Genomic DNA, 21,446 nt, shown 5'->3' on the forward strand with positions numbered 1-21,446 from the left:
CTGTGCTGTACCTCTACTTCGTGCTGCTGATCGGCGGGGTGTTCCTGCTGATCGCGGGCATCATCGAGCAGCGCAGGCACTACGCCGCCCTGCACACCATCCCCTCCCGGGTGCTGGTCAACGGCATCCGCGGCAAGTCCTCCATCACCCGGCTGTGCGCGGGCGCCCTGCGCGGCGGCGACCTGGTCACCGTGGCCAAGACGACGGGCACGGCCGCGCGCTTCATCCACCCGGACGCCACGGAGGAGCCGGTCTACCGCAAGTTCGGCATCGCCAACGTGGTGGAGCAGATCGGCATCGTCCGCCGGGCCGCGACCTACCGTCCCGACGCCCTCGTCATCGAGTGCATGGCGGTCATGCCTGCCCTGCAGGAGGTCAACCAGAGCAAGCTGATCCGCTCGACGATCGGCGTGCTCTGCAACGTCCGTGAGGACCATCTCGCCGAGATGGGGCCCACCCTGGACGACGTGGCCCGCTCGCTGTGCCGCTCGATGCCGGAGGACGGCATCTGCGTCACCGCCGAGAAGGAGCGCTTCCACATCCTCCAGGAGGAGGCGGACGCCCGTAACTGCAAGCTGATCTACGCGGACCCCGAGACCGTCACCGACGAGGAGCTGCGCGGCTTCAGCTGGTTCACCTTCAAGGAGAACGTGGCCATCGCACTGGTCGTGGCGGACCTGCTCGGCATCGAGCGCAAGGTCGCGTTGCAGGGCATGTACGACGCCCCGCCGGACCCCGGTGTGCTCTCGGTGGAGAAGTACGTCGCCCCCGACGGCAAGCGGCTCGCCTTCGCCAACGTCTTCGCGGCGAACGACCCCGAGTCCACCCTGATGAACATCAACCAGCTGCTCGACCTCGGCGCGATCCGCCGCCCCCTGAACGTCGTGATCAACTGCCGCCCGGACCGGGTGGAGCGCAACGGGCAGATGGGCGAGATCATCCCCGACCTGCGGCCGGACAACGTCTTCGTCATCGGGCACCCCTCCAAGAGCGCCATCGACGCCATCCCCGCCGACTGGCGCGACCGCGCGGTCGACCTCGGCGGCGAACGCCGCGCGGCGGACGAGTTCATGCCGACCCTGCTCGGCCGGATGTCCGACGGCTCCTCCCTGGTCGCCATCGGCAACATCCACGGTCAGGGCGAGGAACTCCTCGAGTATCTGGCCGAGCTCCCGGCGGACGAGAGCGACGCCGACGAGGCGGGGCAGTCGGCCGCCGCCGCACCGCACCAGCCGCAGCGCCTGGACCCGTACGCCTCGTACCCCACGGCCTACGAGGAGCGGTACCAGGCCTCGCAGACCCAGGAGATCCCGGTGATCAGCATCCCGGCCCAGGCGCCGGGGCGGTACGCCGAGGCCCCGGGCGCCTATGCCGGGGCCGTGCCGGGCGGGGATCACGGCATGGGGCAGCCGTACGGCGAGAGCCGGCAGTACCCAGGAGCTCAGCAGCGGTACGCCGAGGCACAGCAGTACGGCCAGGCCGGGCCGCAGGCCCCGGCGCAGTTGCCGCCCGGGGCCGGGCAGGCGGAGCTCTCGGCGTGGTTCCGCACCGCGCGTCAGTCGTCGCCGGAGCCTGATCAGGGTCAGGCTCCCGGCCCGGGAGCGCGCGGTTCGCAACCGTCGTACGGCGCCGGGCCCGTGCCGCAGCCGTACGCCGACGATCCCTTCGGCCGGCCGCTGCGGCAGCCGACGGACGACGACGGAGGGGGACACCCGCCGCGCGCCTGAGCCGCCTGCCGGCCACCGCCCGCCTCGCCCCCGAACCCGCATCCCCCTCGTCCGGAGACCCCCTTGACCACCGCCGCCCTGACCCCCGAGATGGCCGCCCTGGGCATCGCCATAGGCCTGTTCTTCTCGCTGCTCTGCTATCTCACGACCAACCTGTCGCCCGGCGGCATGATCACACCTGGCTGGCTCGCGCTCACCCTCATCGAGGACCTGCAGCGCGCCGCCATGGTGGTGGGTGTCACCGCCCTGACCTACGGCGGTACCAAGATCATGCAGCGGCTGGTGATCCTGTACGGCAAGCGGCTGTTCGCAGCGGTGGTGCTGCTGGGTGTGCTGTTGCAGGCCACGGTGATGATCGTGCTCTCGATCGAGTTCCCGCTGCTGTACGGCAACCAGACCCTCGGCTTCATCGTGCCGGGCCTGATCGCCTACCAGATGGTGCGCCAGCCCAAGGGAGCCACCCTGCTGGCCACGGGCACCGTCTCCCTCATGGCCTACATCGTCGTCGCCGCCGGCCTGCTGCTCGGCGTCATGCCGACCGTCTGAGAACCGAGGAGCAAATTGATGGCAGGGAAGAAGAAGTCGCGGCCCGTCGTCACGGGCCTGGTGCTGCTGGCGCTCGTCGGCACCTCCGGCTACCTCACGGTCGAACTGCGGGGGCAGGAGGAGGCAGGCGTCACCGAGGTGCGCAACGTCGGGGTCCTCGAGGGCGGCCGCAGCACCGGGGCCGCCTCGACGGACACGGGGAAGGAGACCTGGTCCCGGCTGGAGAACCCGGCGCGGTCCGTGCTGCGCGGGGGCGACGGCCAGATCAAGGCCGTGTTCACGGACGACGCGCGCACCGCGACCCTGACCGGCCCGGCCCGCACCTTCCAGGAGCCGACCTCGACCGCGTCGAAGGTCAGCACGACGGAATGGGTACGGCTGATGCCGGAGCCCTGGTCCAAGGGGGCGGAGCAGAAGAAGTGGTTCAAGGACTGGTACGCCGAGTACCAGGACAGCAAGGAGGACGACCTCTTCGCCTTCGCCTTCCAGTACGTGGCCGGCACGCCGGAGAAGAAGGACGAGCAGGGCACCGTCTACGCCGGTGACGCGAACTTCGGTCCGCTGAACACGGCCGGGGCCGAGGGCGGCGACCTGCGCCTGGAGGAGTCCGACTTCTACGACTACCTCGGGGTCCAGTACCCCTTCCGGGACGGGGTCGTCGGGCAGCCGGAGAGCATGCGGGCCAGATCCCTGGACTGCTCGGGCTTCATTCGCATGGTGCTGGGCTACCGGGCCCGTTACCCCCTGATGTCCTCGGACACCTCCGGCGACGGACTGCCCCGTACCGCCAACGGCATGGCCCGCTCCAAGGAGGGCGTCGACATCCTGCCGCTCGCCGGGATCTCGGCGAAGGACCGGCCCTCCGCCATCGACCAGCTCCAGCCGGGCGACCTCGTCTTCTTCAAGCTCGACACCCGTACCGGTCAGCGACTCGACCACGTCGGCATGGTCCTCGGACATGACACCGAGGGGCACCTGATCTTCGTCTCCAGCCGTGAGGAGGTCAACGGGCCGACGATCGGTGACGTGGGTGGTGTCTCCCGGCTGGACGGCAACGGCTACTACGCCAAGACGCTGCGCAGCGCCAAGCGCCTGTGAGTCGGCCGGCTCCGGCCGTCTCCGGTCGGTCCGGGTGGCACCCGGGGCATGGCGTCCGAAGACGCGGCTGGGGTCGGCAGTCGTACCGATGCGGCTGCGTCTTCAGGCGTCAGGCGCCGGGGAGCCGGCTGCTACTGAAGCGCGGGTGAGTCCGAGGGTGGCGGCCGGCTGATCGTCGGCCGCCGTCATGCGTCGGTTGCCGCTACTCGTTCGCCGCCGCCGACGCCTGGGCCTCGCCGCGCCGGCGGATCTGCCGGAACGTGAACTCCTGGAGGTCGTCGCCCGTGCTGAAGACCTCCGTGTTCTTGTCCGTCACGTCATTGCCGTTGATGAAGCCGGCCACGGTGAAGTAGGCGTAACGGCCGTAGGAGTTGGTGGTCGTGCGGCAGGTGGCGGCATTGCAGAAGGGCTTGACGCCGCCGCCGGACAGGGACGCGACGATGCTCTTGTCGTCGGCCTGTCCCTTGGCCTTCGTCGCCTGTGCCTCGGTGTTGAAGACGGCCACGCCGACCGTCACCGCGATACCGCTCCTGGTGTAGGTGACGCGCAGGAAGCGGCTGCAGTCGTTGGCCTCGAGGACCTTGCCGAGGGTGCCCTGTGCGTTGGCGGCCGAGGCGCAGTTCTTCGTGTCGGCCGTCGGACCCTTCTTGTACAGGGTCTCGCCCATGGTCAGCTGGGTGCCCGGGAAGAGGATCTCCGGGCTGAGCGGAGCCTTGTCCTTCTTCACGCTGGCCACGAAGTCCTTCGGGTCCAGCGGCGGCGGCGCGCTGGTCGGCGCGAAGGACGGGTCAGCGGCGCCGGACGCGCTCGGGATGTCCGCGGTCGACGGCAGCTGGGAGGACCCGTTGCCGGACGCCTCGCTGTCACCGTTCGCCGACACCACGGCCACGGCGACGGCGGCACCTATCGCCACGGTGGCCAGCGCGCCGCCGCCGACGAGCAGCAGTCGGCGGCGTTTGTTGCGGGTCTCCGACGCCTCGGCGAGAGCGGCCCAGTCCGGAGTCTCGCCGTCGCCGCTGCTCCACGGCTGCTGCTGCGAATTCGGTTTCCAGGGGTCCCACTGGGACTGAGGACCCCCCTGCCCAAAGCTCATGGGCCGCATCTTAGACGGGGCGGCAACCCGTGCGTCGGCCCGTCTCACAGGTCACGGTGGCATCAGCGGGCCCGAGGTCGTTTTGACCCGTCCGGGGCGCCGCAGGTACTCTTGCAGTTCGTTATGTGTATTGGCTTGCTCATTCTCACGTGAGGGGCCCTTACACCGGTCCACCGGGCCGATGACCAGCGACCAGCACGCGGTTTGCGTCACCGCAGTGCGGTCAGGGCTGTCGTGATCGTCTTCGGTGACCTTGTCAGGACCATTCACTGAAGAAGCGAAGGCTACGAACCGTGCGTACGTACAGCCCCAAGCCCGGCGATGTCACGCGCCAGTGGCACGTCATCGACGCCCAGGACATCGTCCTGGGTCGTCTGGCCTCCACTGCGGCGTCCATCCTGCGCGGCAAGCACAAGCCGATCTACGCGCCCCACGTCGACACCGGTGACTTTGTCATCATCATCAACGCCGACAAGGTGCACCTGTCCGGCAACAAGCGGACCCAGAAGATGGCGTACCGCCACTCCGGCTACCCGGGTGGTCTGCGCTCCGTCCGTTACGACGAGCTGCTCGCCAAGAACCCCGAGAAGGCCATCGAGAAGGCCGTCAAGGGCATGCTCCCCAAGAACACCCTGGGCCGTCAGATGCTCACGAAGCTGAAGGTCTACTCGGGCGAGAACCACCCGCACGCTGCCCAGCAGCCGGTTCCGTTCGAGATCACCCAGGTCGCGCAGTAAGTCCGGCCACCCCCTAAGACTGAAGAGAATCTGAGGAGAATCGTGGCCGAGACCACCGTCGAGACGCCCGTCGAGGGCGAAGAGATCGTCGACATCGAGAGCTACACCACCGAGTCCGAGGTCCCCGTCGAGGGCGAGTACACCTCGGAGTCGCTGGCGTCCCGCTTCGGCGACCCCCAGCCGGCCGCCGGCCTGGGCCGCCGCAAGAACGCCATCGCCCGCGTCCGGATCGTCCCGGGCACCGGCAAGTGGAAGATCAACGGTCGCACCCTCGAGGACTACTTCCCGAACAAGGTGCACCAGCAGGAAGTCAACGAGCCGTTCAAGGTCCTCGAGCTCGAGGGTCGCTACGACGTCATCGCCCGCATCGCGGGTGGCGGCGTCTCCGGCCAGGCCGGCGCCCTGCGCCTCGGTGTGGCCCGCGCGCTGAACGAGGCCGACGTGGACAACAACCGCGGCGCCCTCAAGAAGGCCGGCTTCCTCCGCCGCGACGACCGTGCGGTCGAGCGCAAGAAGGCCGGTCTGAAGAAGGCCCGCAAGGCTCCGCAGTACAGCAAGCGCTAATCACGGCGGCGTCTGTTCGTACCCCGAACGCCCCGACGGCACGCCACAGTGCCGTCGGGGCGTTCGTTTATCCCAGCCACAGGCGTATAACGGCACAAGGCGCTCAGCAGCTGGCGTGATCGGATGCTTTCCAAACAGAGCTTTCATCAGATTCTTGGAGGGCTTCAGGATTCGAGCCCCTTCCGGGAACTGTGAACGTATGGAGGACAAGTGGGACGACTCTTCGGCACGGACGGCGTGCGCGGCGTCGCCAACGCGGATCTGACGGCCGAGCTGGCACTCGGCCTCTCCGTCGCCGCGGCGCACGTACTGGCCGAGGCGGGCACGTTCACGGGGCACCGGCCGACCGCCGTGGTCGGCCGTGACCCGCGCGCGTCCGGGGAGTTCCTGGAGGCCGCCGTGGTCGCGGGTCTGGCCAGCGCGGGTGTGGACGTCCTGCGCGTCGGTGTGCTGCCGACGCCCGCGGTGGCGTACCTGACGGCGGAGCTGGGCGCCGACCTCGGTGTCGTGCTCTCCGCCAGCCACAACGCCATGCCTGACAACGGCATCAAGTTCCTCGCCCGCGGCGGCCACAAGCTGGACGACGAGTTGGAGGAGCGAATCGAGGCCGTCTACGAGGAGCACCGCACCGGTGCGCCGTGGGACCGGCCGACGGGTGCGGGCGTCGGGCGGGTGCGGTCGTACGAGGAAGGGTTCGACCAGTACGTCGCCCATCTCGTCGGCGTGCTGCCGAACCGGCTGGACGGGCTGAAGATCGTGCTGGACGAGGCGCACGGTGCGGCTTCCCGGGTCTCGCCGGAGGCCTTCGCGCGTGCCGGTGCCGAGGTCGTCACGATCGGTGCCGAGCCGGACGGGCTCAACATCAACGACGGCTGTGGTTCCACGCATCTGGGCCTGCTCAAGGCCGCGGTTGTCGAGCACGGGGCCGACTTCGGTATCGCGCACGACGGGGACGCGGACCGGTGCCTGGCAGTGGACCACACCGGTGAGGAAGTCGACGGCGACCAGATCCTGGCCGTGCTCGCGCTGGCGATGCGGGAACGCTCCGCGCTGCGTGCCGAGACGGTGGTGGCGACCGTGATGTCCAACCTCGGGTTCAAACTGGCCATGGAGCGTGCGGGATTGACGCTCATTCAGACTGCCGTCGGTGACCGGTATGTGCTGGAGGAGATGAAGGAGCACGACTACGCCCTCGGCGGTGAGCAGTCCGGGCACGTCATCATCCTCGACCACGCGACGACCGGTGACGGCACGTTGACCGGGCTGCTGCTGGCGGCGCGGGTCGCGGAGACGGGCCGTACGCTGCGGGACCTCGCTTCTGTCATGGAGCGGTTGCCTCAGGTGCTCATCAATGTGCCGGATGTCGACAGGTCCCGTGTCGGGAACTCGGCCGAGCTTGCCGTTGCCGTTGCTGAGGCGGAGCGGGAGTTGGGGGCGACTGGGCGTGTGTTGCTCCGGCCGTCCGGTACCGAGCCGTTGGTGCGGGTGATGGTGGAGGCGGCGGATATCGAGCAGGCTCGGTCTGTGGCCGGGCGGCTGGCTGATGCGGTGAAGTCGGCGCTCGGGTAGATCCTCGCGCCGGGCAGCCCCGCGCCCCTTCGGGGTGCTGTGCTTCCGGTCTCTTGTCACAGCCGGATGAAAGGGCGTCGCCGAGGACTCAAATCCCCCACACGCCACCGTGATTCGCCCGGTTGCCCGCTCTCGCGCTGCCATATTCGACAACCACTTCGGAGGTGGTTGTGACGAATGAAGCGCACGTGGCCGGAGGCACCGCTGGGCGCATCGCTGATCTGGGCCGTCGCGAGGATCGGGCGGTGCGGGGTGGCGGGCCGAGCAGGCGAGGGGAGTTCGGGGCCCGGGAGCGGATCGAGCGGCTGGTGGACAAAGGTTCCTTCAGCGAGACCGGGCTGTTCGTGCGGGCACGGCCGACCGGTGACGGCGGCCGACGCCCCTACGGCGACGGTGTCGTCACCGGGTACGCCACCGTCGACGGGCGCCGGGTCTGCGTGTTCGCCCAGGACTCCGCCGTGTTCGGCGGGAGCATGGGCGAGGCGTTCGGCGAGAAGACCGTCGCCCTGATGGACCTCGCCCTCAAGACCGGCTGCCCGGTCGTCGGGCTCAACGACTCCGGCGGCGCCCGCATCCAGGAGGGCGTCGCCTCGCTCGCCCTCTACGCCGAGCTGGTGCGCCGCAATGTGCAGGCGTCCGGAGTCGTCCCGCAGATCTCCGTGGTGCTGGGGCCGTGCGCGGGCGGGGCCGCCTACTCGCCCGCGATCACCGACTTCACGGTGATGGTCGACGGCGCCTCGCACATGTTCGTCACCGGCCCCGACGTCATCGAGGCGGTCACCGGCGAGCGTGCCAGCGCCGAGGAGCTGGGCGGCGCCCGCACCAGCAACGCCGTCAACGGCAACGCGCACTTCCTCGCCGCCGACGAGGAGGAAGCGCTGGACGTCGTACGCGATCTGCTGTCGTATCTGCCCGCCAACAACCTGGAGCGCCCCCCGGAGTACGCACCCGGGGATGCCCCGGACGGGGTCCGGCTCGACTCCGTCGTCCCGGACCGGACCGGACAGGCCTACGACATGCGGGAGATCGTGCGGGCGGTCGTCGACGACGGTGAACTGCTCGATGTCCAGGAGCTGTTCGCGCCGAACATCATCTGTGCCCTGGCCCGCGTCGAGGGCCAGTCGGTCGGTGTCGTCGCGAACCAGCCGTTGCACGCCGCCGGTGTCCTCGACATCGACGCCTCGGAGAAGGCCGCACGCTTTGTGCGGTTCTGCGACGCGTTCGGGATCCCGCTGCTGACCTTCGCCGATGTGCCGGGCTATCTGTCCGGCGTACGGCAGGAGCGGGGCGGCATCATCCGGCGCGGCGCCAAACTGCTGTACGCGTACGCCGAGGCGACCGTCCCCAAGGTCACGGTCGTGGTGCGCAAGGCGTACGGCGGGGGGTACGCCGTGATGGGCTCCAAGCACCTGGGGGCCGACATCAACCTCGCCTGGCCCACCGCCCGTATCGCGGTGATGGGCGCCGAGGGCGCGGTGGGCGTCCTGCACCGGCGTGAACTGGCCGCCGCCGACGACCCCGAAGCGCTGCGGGCGCGCCTGGTCGCCGCCTACGAAGAGACCCACGGCACGCCCTACCTCGCCGCCGAACGCGGCTACGTCGATGCCGTCATCGCGCCGCACGACACCCGCGACCACATCTGCCGCGCGCTGCGCACCCTGCGCGGCAAACGCGCGCCTCTGCCGCAGCGCCGGCACGGCAACATCCCGCTCTGACCGGAGGGAGGGAAGGGACCCCGGGGCGTGCGCAACGCCCCGTGACGGCCCGCCTGGCCTGCGCAGGCCCGCCGCAGCACGGTGAGCACGGCGCGATCGCACGGCTTCGGCCGCACCACCCGCACGAGTCCCGTATCCGACCCATCCGCCCGCACAGTCCCCCACGCATCTGACCCGCCTGGACCGGCAGTTGCTCGCCCAGCCGATCCCGGACGTGAGGAGCCACGCCAGATGGACAGTCGTCGCCCCCCGCTCGCGCCCGCCTGCCGGACTCTGCCCCAGTACGTGCGGCACTGGGCCGAAGTCGCCCCGGATCGCCGGGCGTTCACCTTCGTCGATCACCCCGTGCCGCACTCGCGCGGCGTCCACCGCACACTGACCTGGCGGCGCCTGGACCTGCGCGTGCGCGCGCTCGCCGCCCGGCTCGCCGAGGTGGCGGAGCCGGGGGCGCGGGTCGCGTTGCCGTGTCCGCAGGGGGTGGAGTACGTCACCGGGTTCCTCGGGGTGCTGGCCGCCGGGATGGTGGCCGTACCGCTGTATCCGCCGGGCCTGCCGGGGCACGCGGACCGGCTCGCGGGAGTGCTGGCCGACGCGCGCCCGGCCGCCGCGGTGACCACGAGCCGTGCCCGGCAGGAGGTGCGGGACTTCCTGACGGGGGTGGCGGGCCGGCCGGGCCGGACGCCGGTCGTCTGCGTCGACGAGGTGGCCGACGACGACGCCCGGGGGTGGCGCCCGGTCGACCCGGACGACGCCGGGGCCACCGCCTATCTCCAGTACACCTCCGGTTCGACCCGCGCTCCGGCCGGCGTGGAGATCACCCACGCCAATGTCGTCGCCAACGCCCGCCAGGCGCTGACCGCGTACGGCGCCGACGCCCATCCGGTGACGTGTGTGGGGTGGCTGCCGCTCTACCACGACATGGGACTGGTGCTCAGCGTGGCCGCGCCCGTGGTGCGCGGGCTGCTGTCGGTGCTGATGGATCCGGTCGCGTTTCTGCACGAGCCCGTGCGCTGGCTGAGGCTGCTCGCCGCGCATCCGCGTGCCGTGAGCGCCGCGCCCAACTTCGCGTACGACTACTGCGCGTCCGCCGTCACCGACACCCAGAAGGCGGACCTCCGGCTCGACGGGGTCACCGCGCTGATCAACGGCAGCGAACCGGTGCGCCCCGGTACCGCCGACCGCTTCCACGCCGCCTTCGCCGGCCAGGGGCTCGCGCCCACGACGCACTGCCCCTCATACGGGCTCGCCGAGGCCACCGTCTTCGTCAGTGCCGCCCGGCCCGGTGTACCGATCGGCCGTTTCGCCCTGGACCGTGACGCGCTCGCCGCCGGGAAGGCGTTGCCCGCGCGGCCCGACGACCCCAGGGCCGTGCTGCTGGCCGGCTGTGGGACCCCGGCGGGGCAGCGCGTGCGCATCGCCGACCCCGCGGGCCGAGCCGTCCTGGCCGAGGGCGAGGTCGGCGAGATATGGGTGCAGGGTCCCAATGTCGGCCGCGGCTACTGGAACCGGGCGGAGGAGAGCGAGCGGGTCTTCGGGGCCGGGTTCGCGGACGCCGGGGGCGCGCCGGACGGCCGTTGGCTGCGTACGGGGGACCTGGGGGCGGTGCTGGAGGGGCAGCTGCTCGTCACCGGCCGACTGAAGGACCTCGTCATCGTCGACGGCCGCAACCACTACCCACAGGACCTGGAGGCCACGGCTCAAGAGGCGCACCCGGCCGTACGACGGGACCGGCTCGCCGCGTTCGCCGTGCCCGGCGGGGCGGGGGAGCGGGTCGTGATCGTGGCCGAGCATGTGCGCACCGCGGTCCTGGCCGCACTGGACGTACCGGCCGTGGCACGTGCCGTACGCGGCGCCGTCTCCGCCCGGCACGGCCTACGGCTGGACGACGTCGTACTCGTCCCGCCGGGGACGGTCGCACGCACCTCCAGCGGCAAGGTGTCGCGTGCGCTGACGCGGGGTCGGTATCTGGAGGGGGCGTATTCGGGGACTGCCGAGGCGGTGGCGGGCGGCGCGGCCGGGGGTGGTGCGGTGGTGGCGGGCGGCAGATCAGCGGATGGTGCGGTACCGGTCGGCACGACGGCAGGCGACACGGCCCCCAGCGACACGCGTCCCACCCGCCTGCCTGCCACCGACCCGACCACGCAGCACACTCCACCACCCCCCACAGCCCTCGACGACGCCACGGAGGTCGCAGGATGAAGGCCGTCGACGCGGACGTGCTGCGGCGGGTGATCGCCGAGCGGGCGGCCTCGTGGCACGGTTCGGCGCCCGAGGACGTTCCGATGGACCGGCAGCTGGCCGAGCTCGGCATGTCGTCGCGGGACGCGGTCGCGCTGGCCGGGGAGCTGTCCCGGGTCACGGGCTGCGAGCTGCCGCCCACGCTGCTGTGGGAGACGCCGACCGGTGACGCGTTGGTGGCGCGGCTGTGCGGTACGGCCCTCGGCCCCGCGCCGCTGGTCATGGCGCCCGGTGCGCCCGGCGAGCCCTTGGCGGTCATCGGCGTCGGCTGCCGGCTGCCGGGCGGGGTGCACGCCCCGAGTGACTACTGGCGGCTGCTGTGTGAAGGCGGGGACGCGATCCGGCGCGTGCCGGAGGACCGGTGGCGCGACTTCACCGCCTTCCCGCCCGCCGACGCGCATCCGTACGGCGGCTATCTCGACGACATCGCCGGGTTCGACGCGGACTTCTTCCGCATCACGCCGCGCGAGGCCGCGGTGATGGACCCCCAGCAGCGGATCCTGCTGGAGGTCGTCCACGAGGCGCTGGAACACGCCGCCGTGCCGGCCGCGTCCCTGGCGGGTACGGCCACGGGCGTCTTCGTCGGCGTCTCCGCCCCGGAGTACGGCCAGCTCACCGGCGCCGACCCGGCCGCTGTCGACCCCTGGGCACCGGCCGGCGCTGCCCTCAGCGTCACCGCGGGCCGGCTGGCGTACGTCCTGGACACGCGCGGGCCGTGCCTGGCCGTGGACACCGCGTGCTCCTCCTCGCTGGTCGCCGTGCACCATGCCTGCGTCAGCCTGCGGGCCGGTGAGAGCGAGACGGCGATCGCCGCCGGGGTCAACCTGCTGCTGTCACCGGCCGTCACCGTCGCCTTCGAGCGGGCGGGTGTCCTCGCGCCGGACGGGCGCTGCAAGCCGTTCTCGGCGGCGGCCGACGGCATCGGGCGCGGCGAGGGCTGCGCGGCCGTGGTCCTGAAGCTGCTGTCGCACGCCGAGCGGGACGGCGACCGGGTGCTGGCGGTGATCCGTACGACGGCCGTCAACTCCGACGGGCGGTCGAACGGGCTCATGGCGCCCAACCCCGCCGCCCAGCGCGCCCTGCTGGAGACCGCGTACGCACGAGCCGGACTCACCCCGGGACAAGTCGACTTCGTCGAGGCGCACGGCACCGGCACCCCGCTCGGCGACCCGATCGAGGCAGGCGCGCTAGCCGCGGTGCTCGGCGCCGCCCGCGACCCCGACCAGCCGCTGCTGCTCGGCTCCGTCAAGGGCAACCTCGGTCACCTGGAGTCGGCCGCGGGCATCGCCGGCCTGGTCAAGACGGTGCTCGCCCTCCATCACGACGTCATCCCGCCCTCCCTGCACTGCACACACGGCAGCGCGCTCGGCGACGACCGGCTGCGGGTGGTGACCGAGCCCGAGCAGTGGCCCCGTTACGGCGGCACGGCCACCGCCGGGGTCTCCGGATTCGGCTTCGGCGGCACCAACGCCCATGCCGTCCTGGAGGAATGGCGGTCTGTCGGCCCCTCGCCGACCCCGGCCGACGAGCCCGCCGTCCGGCTTCACCTGCTCTCCGACGCCGACGCCGAGCGGGTGCGCGACACCGCCGCCCGGATCGCCGACTGGCTGGACACCAGCGCCGCACACCCGGCCGACATCGCCCGCACCCTCGCCGGACGCACTGCCCGGGGACCCGTACGCGCCGCCGTGGCCGCCCGTGACCGGGCCGAACTCGCCGACGCGCTCCGTGCGTTGGCGGCGGGACGGCCGGACGAGCGCGTCGTCACCGGCGACCGCGACCTCGTCGGACGAGGCGGCACGGTGTGGGTGTTCTCCGGCTACGGCTGCCAATGGCCCGGCATGGGACGCCGGCTCCTGGAGGAGGAGCCCGCGTTCGCCGCCGCCGTGGAGAAGCTCGACCCGCAGCTCGCCGCGGAGTGCGGCGGTCTGTCCCTGTACGACCACCTGGCATCCGGCACCGGCCTGGACCGTCTGGAAACCGCCCAGCCCCTCCTCTTCGGCCTCCAGCTGGCGCTCGCGGAACTATGGCGTTCGTACGGTGTCGAGCCCGCGGCCGTGATCGGTCACTCCATGGGCGAAGTGGCCGCCGCGGTGTGCGCGGGCGCCCTCGGCGTGTCGGACGGCGCCCGCGTCATCGCCGTACGCGCCCGGCTGCTGAGCGGACTGCGGGGCGGGGCGATGGCCGTCGTCGACCTCGACGACTGCGAACTCGGGCGCCTGGCACAGGACTTCCCGGGGGTCCACGTCGCCGTGCACTCCTCTCCCCGGCAGAAGGTCGTCACCGGAGAGGGGGCGGCGGTGGGCCGCCTGGTGCGGCGGCTTGAGAAGGAAGGCCGGGCGGCCCGGGCCATGCGGGTCGTCGGCGCCGGGCACTCTCCGCAGGTCGACGCGCTGCTGCCGGAGCTGGCCGACGGGCTGGCCCGCGTGACGGGGCGCCGGCCGCGCCTGCCCGTCTACTCCACCGTCCTCGACGACCCGCGCGGCGCGAGCGCCTTCGACGCCGCCCACTGGGTTGCCAACCTGCGGCGGCCGGTTCGCCTGGACCGTGCCGTCGCTTCGGCCGTGGCCGACGGACACACCGCCTTCCTGGAGATCTCCCCCCACCCGGTCCTCACGGGCGCCGTCACCGACTCCGCGCCCGGCTGTCTCGCCCTGGCCACGCTGCGCCGCGACGCCGACGGACCGGCCGCGTTCGCCGCGCAACTGGGCGCGCTGTACACGGCCGGGCAACGGCTGCCGCTGCCGCCCGGCCGGGTCGTCGACGTACCCCGGCCGCGCTGGCGCCATGTGCGGCACTGGTGGACGGACGGGAGGACGAGGGCGGGGACTCCGTCGACGGCGGGGCTGACGGGTGCCCGGGCCGACGGCCCCGCGCACGGGGCTGGCCCCGCCGCCGACGGCACCGCCGAGGGCGCCGCGCATCCGGGGGCGGCCCTCTCCCCGGTCCTCACCCGTCTCAGCCACCACATCGCCGCCGTCAGCGGCCATCCGCCGACCCGGGTCACGCCGGACACCGCCCTCGCCGACCTCGGCCTCGACTCGCTGATGGCCGTCCGCGTCCGCACGGCCCTGGAGCGCGAGTTCCGTATCGAGCTGCCCCTGCGCGACCTGCTCGGCGCCGCCACCGTCGCCGAGGCCGCCGCCCGCGTCGAGCGGGCCCTTCCCCAGTCGGCCGGTGGTGTGTGGCCGCGTCCCCTGCGCGCCACCGGCTCCCGTCCTCCCCTCTTCCTCGTGCACGCGGCCGGGGGACCGACCACCGTGTACCGGCCGCTCACCGAGCGACTCGGCGCCGACCAGCCGGTGTTCGGACTCGACCGGATCGAACAGGCCCGCACGGTGGCGGACAAGGCACGGCGGTACGCCGAGGCCGTCACCACCGCACACCCCGACGGGCCCGTCCTGCTGGGCGGCTGGTCCTTCGGCGGCTTCGTCGCCCAGGAGACCGCGCGGCAGCTGGCCGACGCGGGACGGGACGTACGGCTGCTGGTGCTCATCGACTCCGTACGCCCGCTCGTCGATCCCGGCCCGGCGCCGGCGGACCGGATCCGGGCGCACTTCGAGGGCTTCGCCGCCCACGTGGCCGACACCTACGGGGTCCGGCTGGAGCTGCCGTACGACGACCTCGTGGTCATGGACGACGACGAGCACCGTATCGACGCCGTGCTGAAGGCGCTGAGCGCGGTCGCCGACGTGCCGGCCGCCTCGTTGGAGCACCAGCGCGCCTCCTACCTGGACCTGACGATCGGCGAGGCGCACCGCCCAGGCCGGTACGACGGCCGCGTGGTCCTCTACCGGGCGGCCGAACCCGCCCCGCACACCGTGCGCGACCCCGTCTACGAGCGAGACGACGAGGCGCTGGGCTGGGACGAGGTGTGCCCGGACCTGGAGGTCGTCCGGGTCGCCGGACACCATCTGGCGCTGCTCGACCCGCCGTACGTCGACGAGATCGCCGCCCACCTAGGGCCCGTTCTGAGTTCCCCGTCCCCCTGAACCGGAACCCGAGTCCAACCGGATCCCCGAGGAGCCGCCATGCCCCGCCGTACCACCGGAATCACCGGAATCACCAGAATCACTGAAGCCACCGGAGTGTCCCGGCGTACCGCCGCCAAGGCGACGGCCGCCACCGGTCTGGCCGTCCTGTTCGGCGCGGCGACCGGCACGACCCGCGCCCGGGCGGCCACCCGGCTGAGCGGACCTGGTGAAGCCGGCTGCGGTTCGCCAGCGCCGCCAAGGGGCGCGGGGCTGTGTCGATCAGCGGCTTCGCCGCGGGGCGCGACCAGCAACGACGGCGCCGCAGACGAACGACGGCGCAACGCGGCACTTCCAGCGGAGCGCTTGGCGCCGCGCACCCTGGACCTCGCCGTGCCCTCCGCCGCCCTGGGCCGCAGCGCGCCGGTGCGGCTGATCCTGCCGTCCGGCTTCGACACGGCCGCCGGGCGGAGGTATCCCGTGCTGTATCTGCTGCACGGCGCCCACGACGACTACACGTCCTGGACCCGGGAGACGGACATCGAGTCCTTCACCGAGGGCCGGGACCTGATCGTGGCGATGCCGGACGCGGGCCCCACGGGCATCCCCAGTGCCTGGCGCGACGGCCCGGACTACGAGACGTTCCAGGTCGAGGAGGTTCCGGCGCTGCTCGCGCGGGACTACCGGGCCTCCGGCGTACGGGCCGTCGCCGGCGTGTCGACGGGCGGCTACGGCGCGATGGCGCACGCGGCCCGCCATCCGGGCGTCTTCACCGCCGCCGCCTCCTACAGCGGTGTCCTCGACACCACCGCGCCCGGGGTGCCGGCCATCGTGGACGCGATCGTCGCCCGCGAGGGACTGTCACCGGCCTCACTGTGGGGCAACCCGCTCCTCAACCTCCTCACCTGGCGGGCCTTCAACCCGCGCGCCCGCGCCGACGGACTGCGCGGCACGGCCCTGTACGTCTCGCAGGGCAGCGGACTGGCCGGCGGCATCGGCGACTGGCTGCCCGAGGCACTGGAGAGCGCCCTGTGGCCCTCGGCCCGCGGCTTCGCCGCCGCGCTCGCGCGCAGGGGTATCCCGGCCACCACGCACTTCTACGCGGGAGGGGGACACAGCTGGGCGTACTGGAAGGGGGAGTTCACAGCGTCGTGGCCGATCCTCGCCCACGCTCTGGGCGTGCCGGAGTGATGTCCGCGCCATGGGGGCACGGAACGGAGCGGCGAGGACGTCCGTCCTACCCAGGACGTCCCACTCGTCCCACGGGCAACAGCGCGCGGGCGAGTCGCTTCCGGGCGAAAGGAGTGTCCCCGATGGCTGTTGGCACGCCGCACGAGGTGCCGGAGGCGCGCGGAGCCGTGCCCGCGCCGCCCGGGTTGGTGGAGCTGCTGCGGGCCCGGCTGGAGGAGGTGGCCGATGGGGTGGACGAGGAGGTACGCAGCCGGGTTCCCGAGTACGCGCGGCTCGGCGACGACACCGACCGCAAGCGGCTGCGGGACGGCGTGGTGCAGGCGCTCACCCTGTTCGTCGACCACATCGCCGACCCGCGCAACAACGGGGAGTCGATCGCGGCGACGTACTACGAACTCGGGCGCGGCGAGGCCCTGGAGGGCCGCGGTCTGGACCCGCTGCAGTCCGCGCTGCGCGTCGGCGGCATGCACGCCTGGCGGCAGCTGTGCCGCACGGCGGAGGAGCTGGGGCTGGACTCGACGGTCATGGCCGCGCTGGGCGAGCTCGCCTTCCGCACGGTGCACGAGGTCGCGGAGGCGGCTGCCGCCGGTTACGCGGAGGCCCAGCTGCGCAGCACGGACGAGGTGGAGCGGCGCCGCAGGCGCCTGCTGGACCTGCTCCTGGGCGAGGGCCCGGTGGCCTTGGAGGCCGTGCAGGACCTGGCGCACCAGGCCCGGTGGCCGGTGCCGCGGCAGGTCGCCGTCGTCGCCCTCGCGGCCACTCCCGAACAGCGCGAGGAGGAGCGGCCGTTATCCATGGCGGACGCGCTGGTGGACATGGAGTCCCGGCCGCCCCGCATGCTGGTGCCCGACCCCGATCGCCCCGGGCGGTGGGCCGGCCGCGGTTTCGCGCTCGCGCTGCGCGGACGTCCCGCCGCGATCGGCCCGACGGTCCCGCTCACCGCGGCAGCGCAGTCCCTGCGCTGGGCCACCCGGGCGCTGGGCCTGATGGGGCGCGGAGTCCTGCCCGGGCAGGGTGTGGTGCGGTGCGCCGACCACCTGTCGACCCTCCTGCTGCACGCCGACGAGCCGCTCCTCGCCGAACTCCGGGCAACCGCCCTGACCCCGCTCGACGAGGTCTCGGCCGGCCAGCGCGCCCGGCTCGCCGAGACGCTGCTGGCCTGGCTGCTCAGCGGCAGCAACGTGCCCGACGTCGCCGCCCGGCTGCACATCCACCCGCAGACGGTCCGCTACCGGCTGCGCCAGCTGGACAAGCTGTTCGGCGACACCCTGCACGATCCGGGGGCCCGCCTCGACCTCGTGCTCGCCCTGCGCGCCGAATCGCTGCGCGCACAACCGGAGTAGCCCGACTACTCATTGGCTACCCATTGACTACTCATTGAGCGAAGAAAAAGCCGCCGCTTTTCTTTCTTCTGTCCATAACACCCGGCAGATCCGGGCGAATACTTTCGAGTCCTCCTTTCCCGCAGGCGCGTCATGCGCCCCCACATGGAGGACGGCCCATGCGTATTCGTTCGTGTCTCGCCGCGCTCTCGCTGCTCGGCGGGGCCTCGGTCGCCACCCTCACGGCGCCCTCGGCGTCGGCCGTGGCCTGCTCGGACATCGAGGTCGTCGCTGCTCGCGGCACCTTCGAGCCGGGCACGCTCGGCTTCATTGTCGGCGATCCGGTGTACTCCGCACTGCAGAAGAAGCTGACCGGCAAAACCCTTTCCAGCTACAAGGTGAATTACCCGGCGGACCTTTCACCCACTTCGGCCGCACGGGGAAACGCGGATCTGGTGAATCACGTCAACAGCCAGGCCTCCGCGTGCCCGAACCAGCGGTTCATTCTCGTGGGCTATTCACAGGGCGCGAACGTCGTCGACAACTCGATCGGCATCAGCAGCGCCGGCGCGGTGGTCGGCAGCCCGATCGTGGCCACCCTGCCGGCGGCGGTCGAGCCGAAGGTCGCCGCGGTGCTGCTGTTCGGCAACCCGATCCGGGCCCTCGGCAAGAGCGTCACGGGCACCTACCAGAGCCGCACGATCGACTTCTGCGCCAAGGGCGACCCCATCTGTGAGAACGGTGGGAACGACATGGGTGCCCACCTCGGCTACACGGCCGACGCGGACGCCGCCGCCGCGTTCGCGGCGGGCAAGGTCTGAGCCGTACGACACGAACAGCGGCCCGGGGAGGTGCGACTTCCCGGGCCGCTATTCGTGTCTGTACTGCTGTCGTACTGCTATCGCGGGTCCCCGGCGAACCGCGCCAGGTTGGCGGATACCGGCTCGGGCCGGCCGTTGTTCTGTGCCGGCGCCGCGGTCAGCACATCGAGGTGCTGGTAGCCGTCGGCGACCACGGGGTGCAGGTCGGCCGGGACGCGGCCGGCCAGCAGGCCGTCGCCCGCGAGCACGGTCAGGGTGGGGTTGGCGGTGAGCCCGCCGGGATGTACGACGAGCCGCTTCACCTGCGGTGAGGTGGCCAGCTCCAGGTCGGTGACCAGCTTGGTCGGGAAGTACTGCTCGGTGAAGTCCAGCGGCTGCTCGGCCAGGCTCCGGGCCAGCTCCTGGATGTCGGTGACCTCCTTGCCCGCGTCGGTGAACGGCGTGCCGTCGGCCGACCTGTACCCGGGATCGTCGGCGTCACCGACACGGTCGTAATTGCGCCAGGTGTACAGCGGCCCCCCGGGCCGGTCCGGGATGGCCTTGTACTCCGTGCCGAACAGCCCGGGCTGCTCCTGACCGCTGTTGGCGACGGGGAAGTTCTTGTCGGCGACGGGCCCGCCGTCGAAGAACCCGACGCTGCTCTGCAGGAAGGCGAGCGGTACGGAGTGGTCGTCCAGCAGGGCGCCCAGTACCGCCTCGTTGGTGAGCCGGAAGTCCTTCACGGCGGGGGAGCCGGTGAGGAAGGCGGCGGCGTCCTTGGAGAACAGGAAGCGGTTGGTGGCCTCGATGTTGAGGTCGGACGGCAGATAACGGGGCAGGTCGGCCTCGGTTCCTGGATCGCGTACGGCACCCAGGCCGGCGATGGCGAGCAGCGTCATGGTCTGGGGGTTGAGCAGCACCGGGGCGGACAACGACCGTGGCAGCACTCCGCTGTCGAGGCCGGCCTGTACGACGCCGTATCCGAGGCCGATGTCGGGCAGGTTGGTGTCGTCCGGGATGCTGCCGCTGAGGTCGGCGAGTGAGGTGGAGACGGTGGTGTCGAGGGCGAAGTAGCCGGCGCACTGGTTGTAGCCGGCGTCGGCCGTGGTCGCCGGGTTGCCGTCGAAGTCGGCGGCGGCGAAGTACCCGGTGACGACGCCGCCCAGCGAGTGCCCGCCGCACAGCACCTTGCGCCCTCGCAGCGCCTGGTCGGGCAACTCGGCGGTGAGCAGGTCGTACTGGTCCCGGACGGTCTGCTCGATGCCGAGCCGCGCCATCCAGCCCAGCTTGTCGTTGCCGGCGAAGCCCCCGAAGGTCCGGCCGTCGACCTGCTTGCCGCGGTAGTAGTAGTCGACGGCCGTGTGCTGGTCGCCGGAGGCGATGCCGGTGCGGTCCTCCAGGCAGTTGGAGCGGCGGTCCAGCGCCCAGAACTCGATGTGCCGGCCCTGCTCGGCGGCCGCCGCCACCGTGTTGCGGGCGACGCTGTCGAAGGCCCCGGCGCCCTCCAGGATGCCCGGCTGGGCGACGAGGATCCGGTCCGCGTCGGCGGAGGCGGCCGGCCCGTCGGCGGCGCGGTAGCGCAGATACGACAGCCAGTCGCACGCGGCCGGGCGGGGGCCCGCCGACTTGGGCAACGGCACCTTCACCCGCACCACTGACTCGCGCACCCCGGCGACCGCCGACTCCACGGCCACGGGGGTCTCGGTCCGCGCCTCGTCCGCACGGGCGCCAGGGGCCGCCGCTGTGAGCGTCCCCGCGGTCAACAGCGCCGCCAGCGCGACACCGCGCCACGTTCTTTTCCTGCTGCGAATCGTGTCCATGCCACGAACGCTAGGTTCCGGGGACCGCCCCGCTCAGCAGGTGCTGACAGGAACTCAGTTTTCCGGTACGCCCTTGTCCCCGGCGGACAAAACGCCCTGCTGGACGCCGCTCGTCTTCACCGGACGCCCACGCTGCCCGGCCCACAGCCATTTCTGTGCCAGGAGTGTGAGGGTGCCGGCCAGGGTGATGCCCAGCAGGTTGAGCAGGAGTTGTTCGGTGGAGCCCCAGGTCTGCTTGGTGTCGCCGTAGCTCAGGGCGACCGCCGCGTTGGCTGCCGCGGGGACTGTCGTCACGGAGATGGCTACGCCTACCAGGGCGCCCGACTTGGCTGAAGTGAGGGAGAGGGTGCCCGCGATGCCGGCCAGGACCGCCACGATGAAGGAGAACTCGTCGGGGGCGTAGATGAAGGCGGTGTTGGGCCGTGTGGCGTCCAACTGCTCCCGCGTGAACTCTCCGATCGAGTCCATGAAGAGGCTGAAGGCGACGGTCACCGCCATCGCCACCGCGAAGCCGACCAGCAGGGCGATCAGTGAGCGCACGGCGAGGCGGGGATGGCGCTGGACGATCGCCGTGGAGAAGCCGGCCAGCGGGCCGAACTCCGGGCCGACCGCCATCGCGCCCACGATCAGGATCGCGTTGTCGAGCACGACACCGCAGGCCGCGATCATCGTGGCGAGCGTGATGAAGGCGACGTAGGTGATCGACAGGGTCGACTCCTCGTGCGTCGCTTCGGCGAGGTGCTCCCACAGGACCGCGTCCGCGGCCTCGCCGGGCGCCTCGTCCTCGGCCTTGTCGGCGCGCTTGGACAGCGACAGGTCGATGTTCTCGACGGCGATGGACCCGAGCTTGTCGAGGTCCAACTCCTGCAGCTTGCTGAGGAGTTCGTCGCCCGCCTCGCGCGCCACGTCGCACATCACCACGTCCCCCGCCGGGTTGCGGGCCGTGCCCGGCAGCACCACGAGGTGGGTGGTGCCGACGGTCTTCTCGATCAGGCGGACCACGTCGGCCGTCTTGTCGGACGGCGTGATCAGGCGGAGGTGCAGCATGGGGGCAG

At 71.9% G+C, this 21,446-nt stretch carries 15 protein-coding genes; 12 read left to right on the plus strand and 3 right to left on the minus strand.

Features of this window, described 5'->3' with window-relative positions; translation table 11 throughout:
• The first annotated feature begins 2 nt into the window (after positions 1-2).
• The 3 genes from pgsB to QQY66_RS29635 all read left to right on the plus strand — a co-directional run bounded on the left by pgsB (position 3) and on the right by QQY66_RS29635 (position 3,371).
• The gene (gene pgsB / locus QQY66_RS29625) at positions 3-1,727 is read left to right on the plus strand and encodes a poly-gamma-glutamate synthase PgsB (protein ID WP_301983301.1); all 1,725 of its coding nucleotides are present in this window, start codon (positions 3-5) and stop codon (positions 1,725-1,727) included.
• 63 nt (positions 1,728-1,790) lie between these two features.
• Positions 1,791-2,273, plus strand: coding sequence for a poly-gamma-glutamate biosynthesis protein PgsC/CapC (locus tag QQY66_RS29630; RefSeq protein ID WP_019753111.1), 483 nt, complete (start codon positions 1,791-1,793; stop codon positions 2,271-2,273).
• Between the two features lie 18 nt (positions 2,274-2,291).
• Positions 2,292-3,371 (plus strand): C40 family peptidase, encoded by a 1,080-nt coding sequence (locus QQY66_RS29635; RefSeq protein ID WP_301983302.1) that lies wholly within the window; start codon positions 2,292-2,294, stop codon positions 3,369-3,371.
• Positions 3,372-3,573: 202 nt separating this feature from the next.
• On the opposite strand, the gene QQY66_RS29640 is transcribed toward QQY66_RS29635, so the two are convergent.
• Positions 3,574-4,464, minus strand: a complete 891-nt coding sequence (locus QQY66_RS29640) for a hypothetical protein (RefSeq protein ID WP_301983303.1) — start codon at positions 4,462-4,464, stop codon at positions 3,574-3,576.
• Between the two features lie 293 nt (positions 4,465-4,757).
• Between QQY66_RS29640 and rplM the strand changes: the two genes are divergently transcribed.
• The 9 genes from rplM to QQY66_RS29685 all read left to right on the plus strand — a co-directional run bounded on the left by rplM (position 4,758) and on the right by QQY66_RS29685 (position 18,592).
• Positions 4,758-5,201, plus strand: coding sequence for a 50S ribosomal protein L13 (rplM, locus tag QQY66_RS29645; RefSeq protein WP_301983304.1), 444 nt, complete (start codon positions 4,758-4,760; stop codon positions 5,199-5,201).
• Positions 5,202-5,243: 42 nt separating this feature from the next.
• Complete coding sequence (gene rpsI / locus QQY66_RS29650) at positions 5,244-5,765, plus strand: 30S ribosomal protein S9 (protein ID WP_155058631.1); 522 nt, start codon at positions 5,244-5,246, stop codon at positions 5,763-5,765.
• Positions 5,766-5,975: 210 nt separating this feature from the next.
• Positions 5,976-7,334 carry a phosphoglucosamine mutase gene (glmM, locus tag QQY66_RS29655; protein WP_301983305.1) on the plus strand — a complete coding sequence of 453 codons (1,359 nt, stop codon included), beginning with the start codon at positions 5,976-5,978 and terminating at the stop codon, positions 7,332-7,334.
• Positions 7,335-7,522: 188 nt separating this feature from the next.
• Positions 7,523-9,049 carry an acyl-CoA carboxylase subunit beta gene (locus QQY66_RS29660; RefSeq protein ID WP_301983307.1) on the plus strand — a complete coding sequence of 509 codons (1,527 nt, stop codon included), beginning with the start codon at positions 7,523-7,525 and terminating at the stop codon, positions 9,047-9,049.
• Between the two features lie 231 nt (positions 9,050-9,280).
• The gene (locus tag QQY66_RS29665; protein WP_301983308.1) at positions 9,281-11,248 is read left to right on the plus strand and encodes a fatty acyl-AMP ligase; all 1,968 of its coding nucleotides are present in this window, start codon (positions 9,281-9,283) and stop codon (positions 11,246-11,248) included.
• On the plus strand, positions 11,245-15,279 hold the full coding sequence (locus QQY66_RS29670; RefSeq protein ID WP_301983309.1) for a beta-ketoacyl synthase N-terminal-like domain-containing protein: 4,035 nt from the start codon (positions 11,245-11,247) through the stop codon (positions 15,277-15,279). Before QQY66_RS29665 ends, QQY66_RS29670 begins: the two co-directional genes overlap by 4 nt.
• A 39-nt stretch (positions 15,280-15,318) precedes the next feature.
• Positions 15,319-16,449, plus strand: coding sequence for an alpha/beta hydrolase family protein (locus tag QQY66_RS29675; RefSeq protein WP_301983310.1), 1,131 nt, complete (start codon positions 15,319-15,321; stop codon positions 16,447-16,449).
• 122 nt (positions 16,450-16,571) lie between these two features.
• Positions 16,572-17,792: a CdaR family transcriptional regulator gene (locus QQY66_RS29680; protein WP_301983311.1), complete on the plus strand. Its 1,221-nt coding sequence runs from the start codon at positions 16,572-16,574 to the stop codon at positions 17,790-17,792.
• A 158-nt stretch (positions 17,793-17,950) separates the two neighbouring features.
• A complete protein-coding gene (locus QQY66_RS29685) occupies positions 17,951-18,592 on the plus strand; it encodes a cutinase family protein (protein ID WP_301983312.1) in 642 nt (213 codons plus the stop codon).
• A gap of 77 nt (positions 18,593-18,669) precedes the next feature.
• On the opposite strand, the gene QQY66_RS29690 is transcribed toward QQY66_RS29685, so the two are convergent.
• Positions 18,670-20,391 (minus strand): hypothetical protein, encoded by a 1,722-nt coding sequence (locus QQY66_RS29690; RefSeq protein WP_301983313.1) that lies wholly within the window; start codon positions 20,389-20,391, stop codon positions 18,670-18,672.
• 54 nt (positions 20,392-20,445) lie between these two features.
• A complete protein-coding gene (locus tag QQY66_RS29695) occupies positions 20,446-21,438 on the minus strand; it encodes a DUF389 domain-containing protein (protein ID WP_301983315.1) in 993 nt (330 codons plus the stop codon).
• Between the last annotated feature and the right edge of the window lie 8 nt (positions 21,439-21,446).

Origin of the sequence: Streptomyces sp. DG2A-72 (assembly GCF_030499575.1) — a bacterium.
GTDB lineage: Bacteria > Actinomycetota > Actinomycetes > Streptomycetales > Streptomycetaceae > Streptomyces.

What these genes read in the sequence shown, in the direction of transcription:
- QQY66_RS29680 (WP_301983311.1), top strand. Translation starts at nt 16,572, where the DNA reads ATGGCTGTTGGCACGCCGCACGAGGTGCCGGAGGCGCGCGGAGCCGTG.
- QQY66_RS29640 (WP_301983303.1), bottom strand. Translation starts at nt 4,464, where the DNA reads ATGAGCTTTGGGCAGGGGGGTCCTCAGTCCCAGTGGGACCCCTGGAAA.
- QQY66_RS29695 (WP_301983315.1), bottom strand. Translation starts at nt 21,438, where the DNA reads ATGCTGCACCTCCGCCTGATCACGCCGTCCGACAAGACGGCCGACGTG.
- QQY66_RS29665 (WP_301983308.1), top strand. Translation starts at nt 9,281, where the DNA reads ATGGACAGTCGTCGCCCCCCGCTCGCGCCCGCCTGCCGGACTCTGCCC.
- QQY66_RS29690 (WP_301983313.1), bottom strand. Translation starts at nt 20,391, where the DNA reads ATGGACACGATTCGCAGCAGGAAAAGAACGTGGCGCGGTGTCGCGCTG.
- QQY66_RS29670 (WP_301983309.1), top strand. Translation starts at nt 11,245, where the DNA reads ATGAAGGCCGTCGACGCGGACGTGCTGCGGCGGGTGATCGCCGAGCGG.
- QQY66_RS29685 (WP_301983312.1), top strand. Translation starts at nt 17,951, where the DNA reads ATGCGTATTCGTTCGTGTCTCGCCGCGCTCTCGCTGCTCGGCGGGGCC.
- QQY66_RS29675 (WP_301983310.1), top strand. Translation starts at nt 15,319, where the DNA reads ATGCCCCGCCGTACCACCGGAATCACCGGAATCACCAGAATCACTGAA.
- QQY66_RS29635 (WP_301983302.1), top strand. Translation starts at nt 2,292, where the DNA reads ATGGCAGGGAAGAAGAAGTCGCGGCCCGTCGTCACGGGCCTGGTGCTG.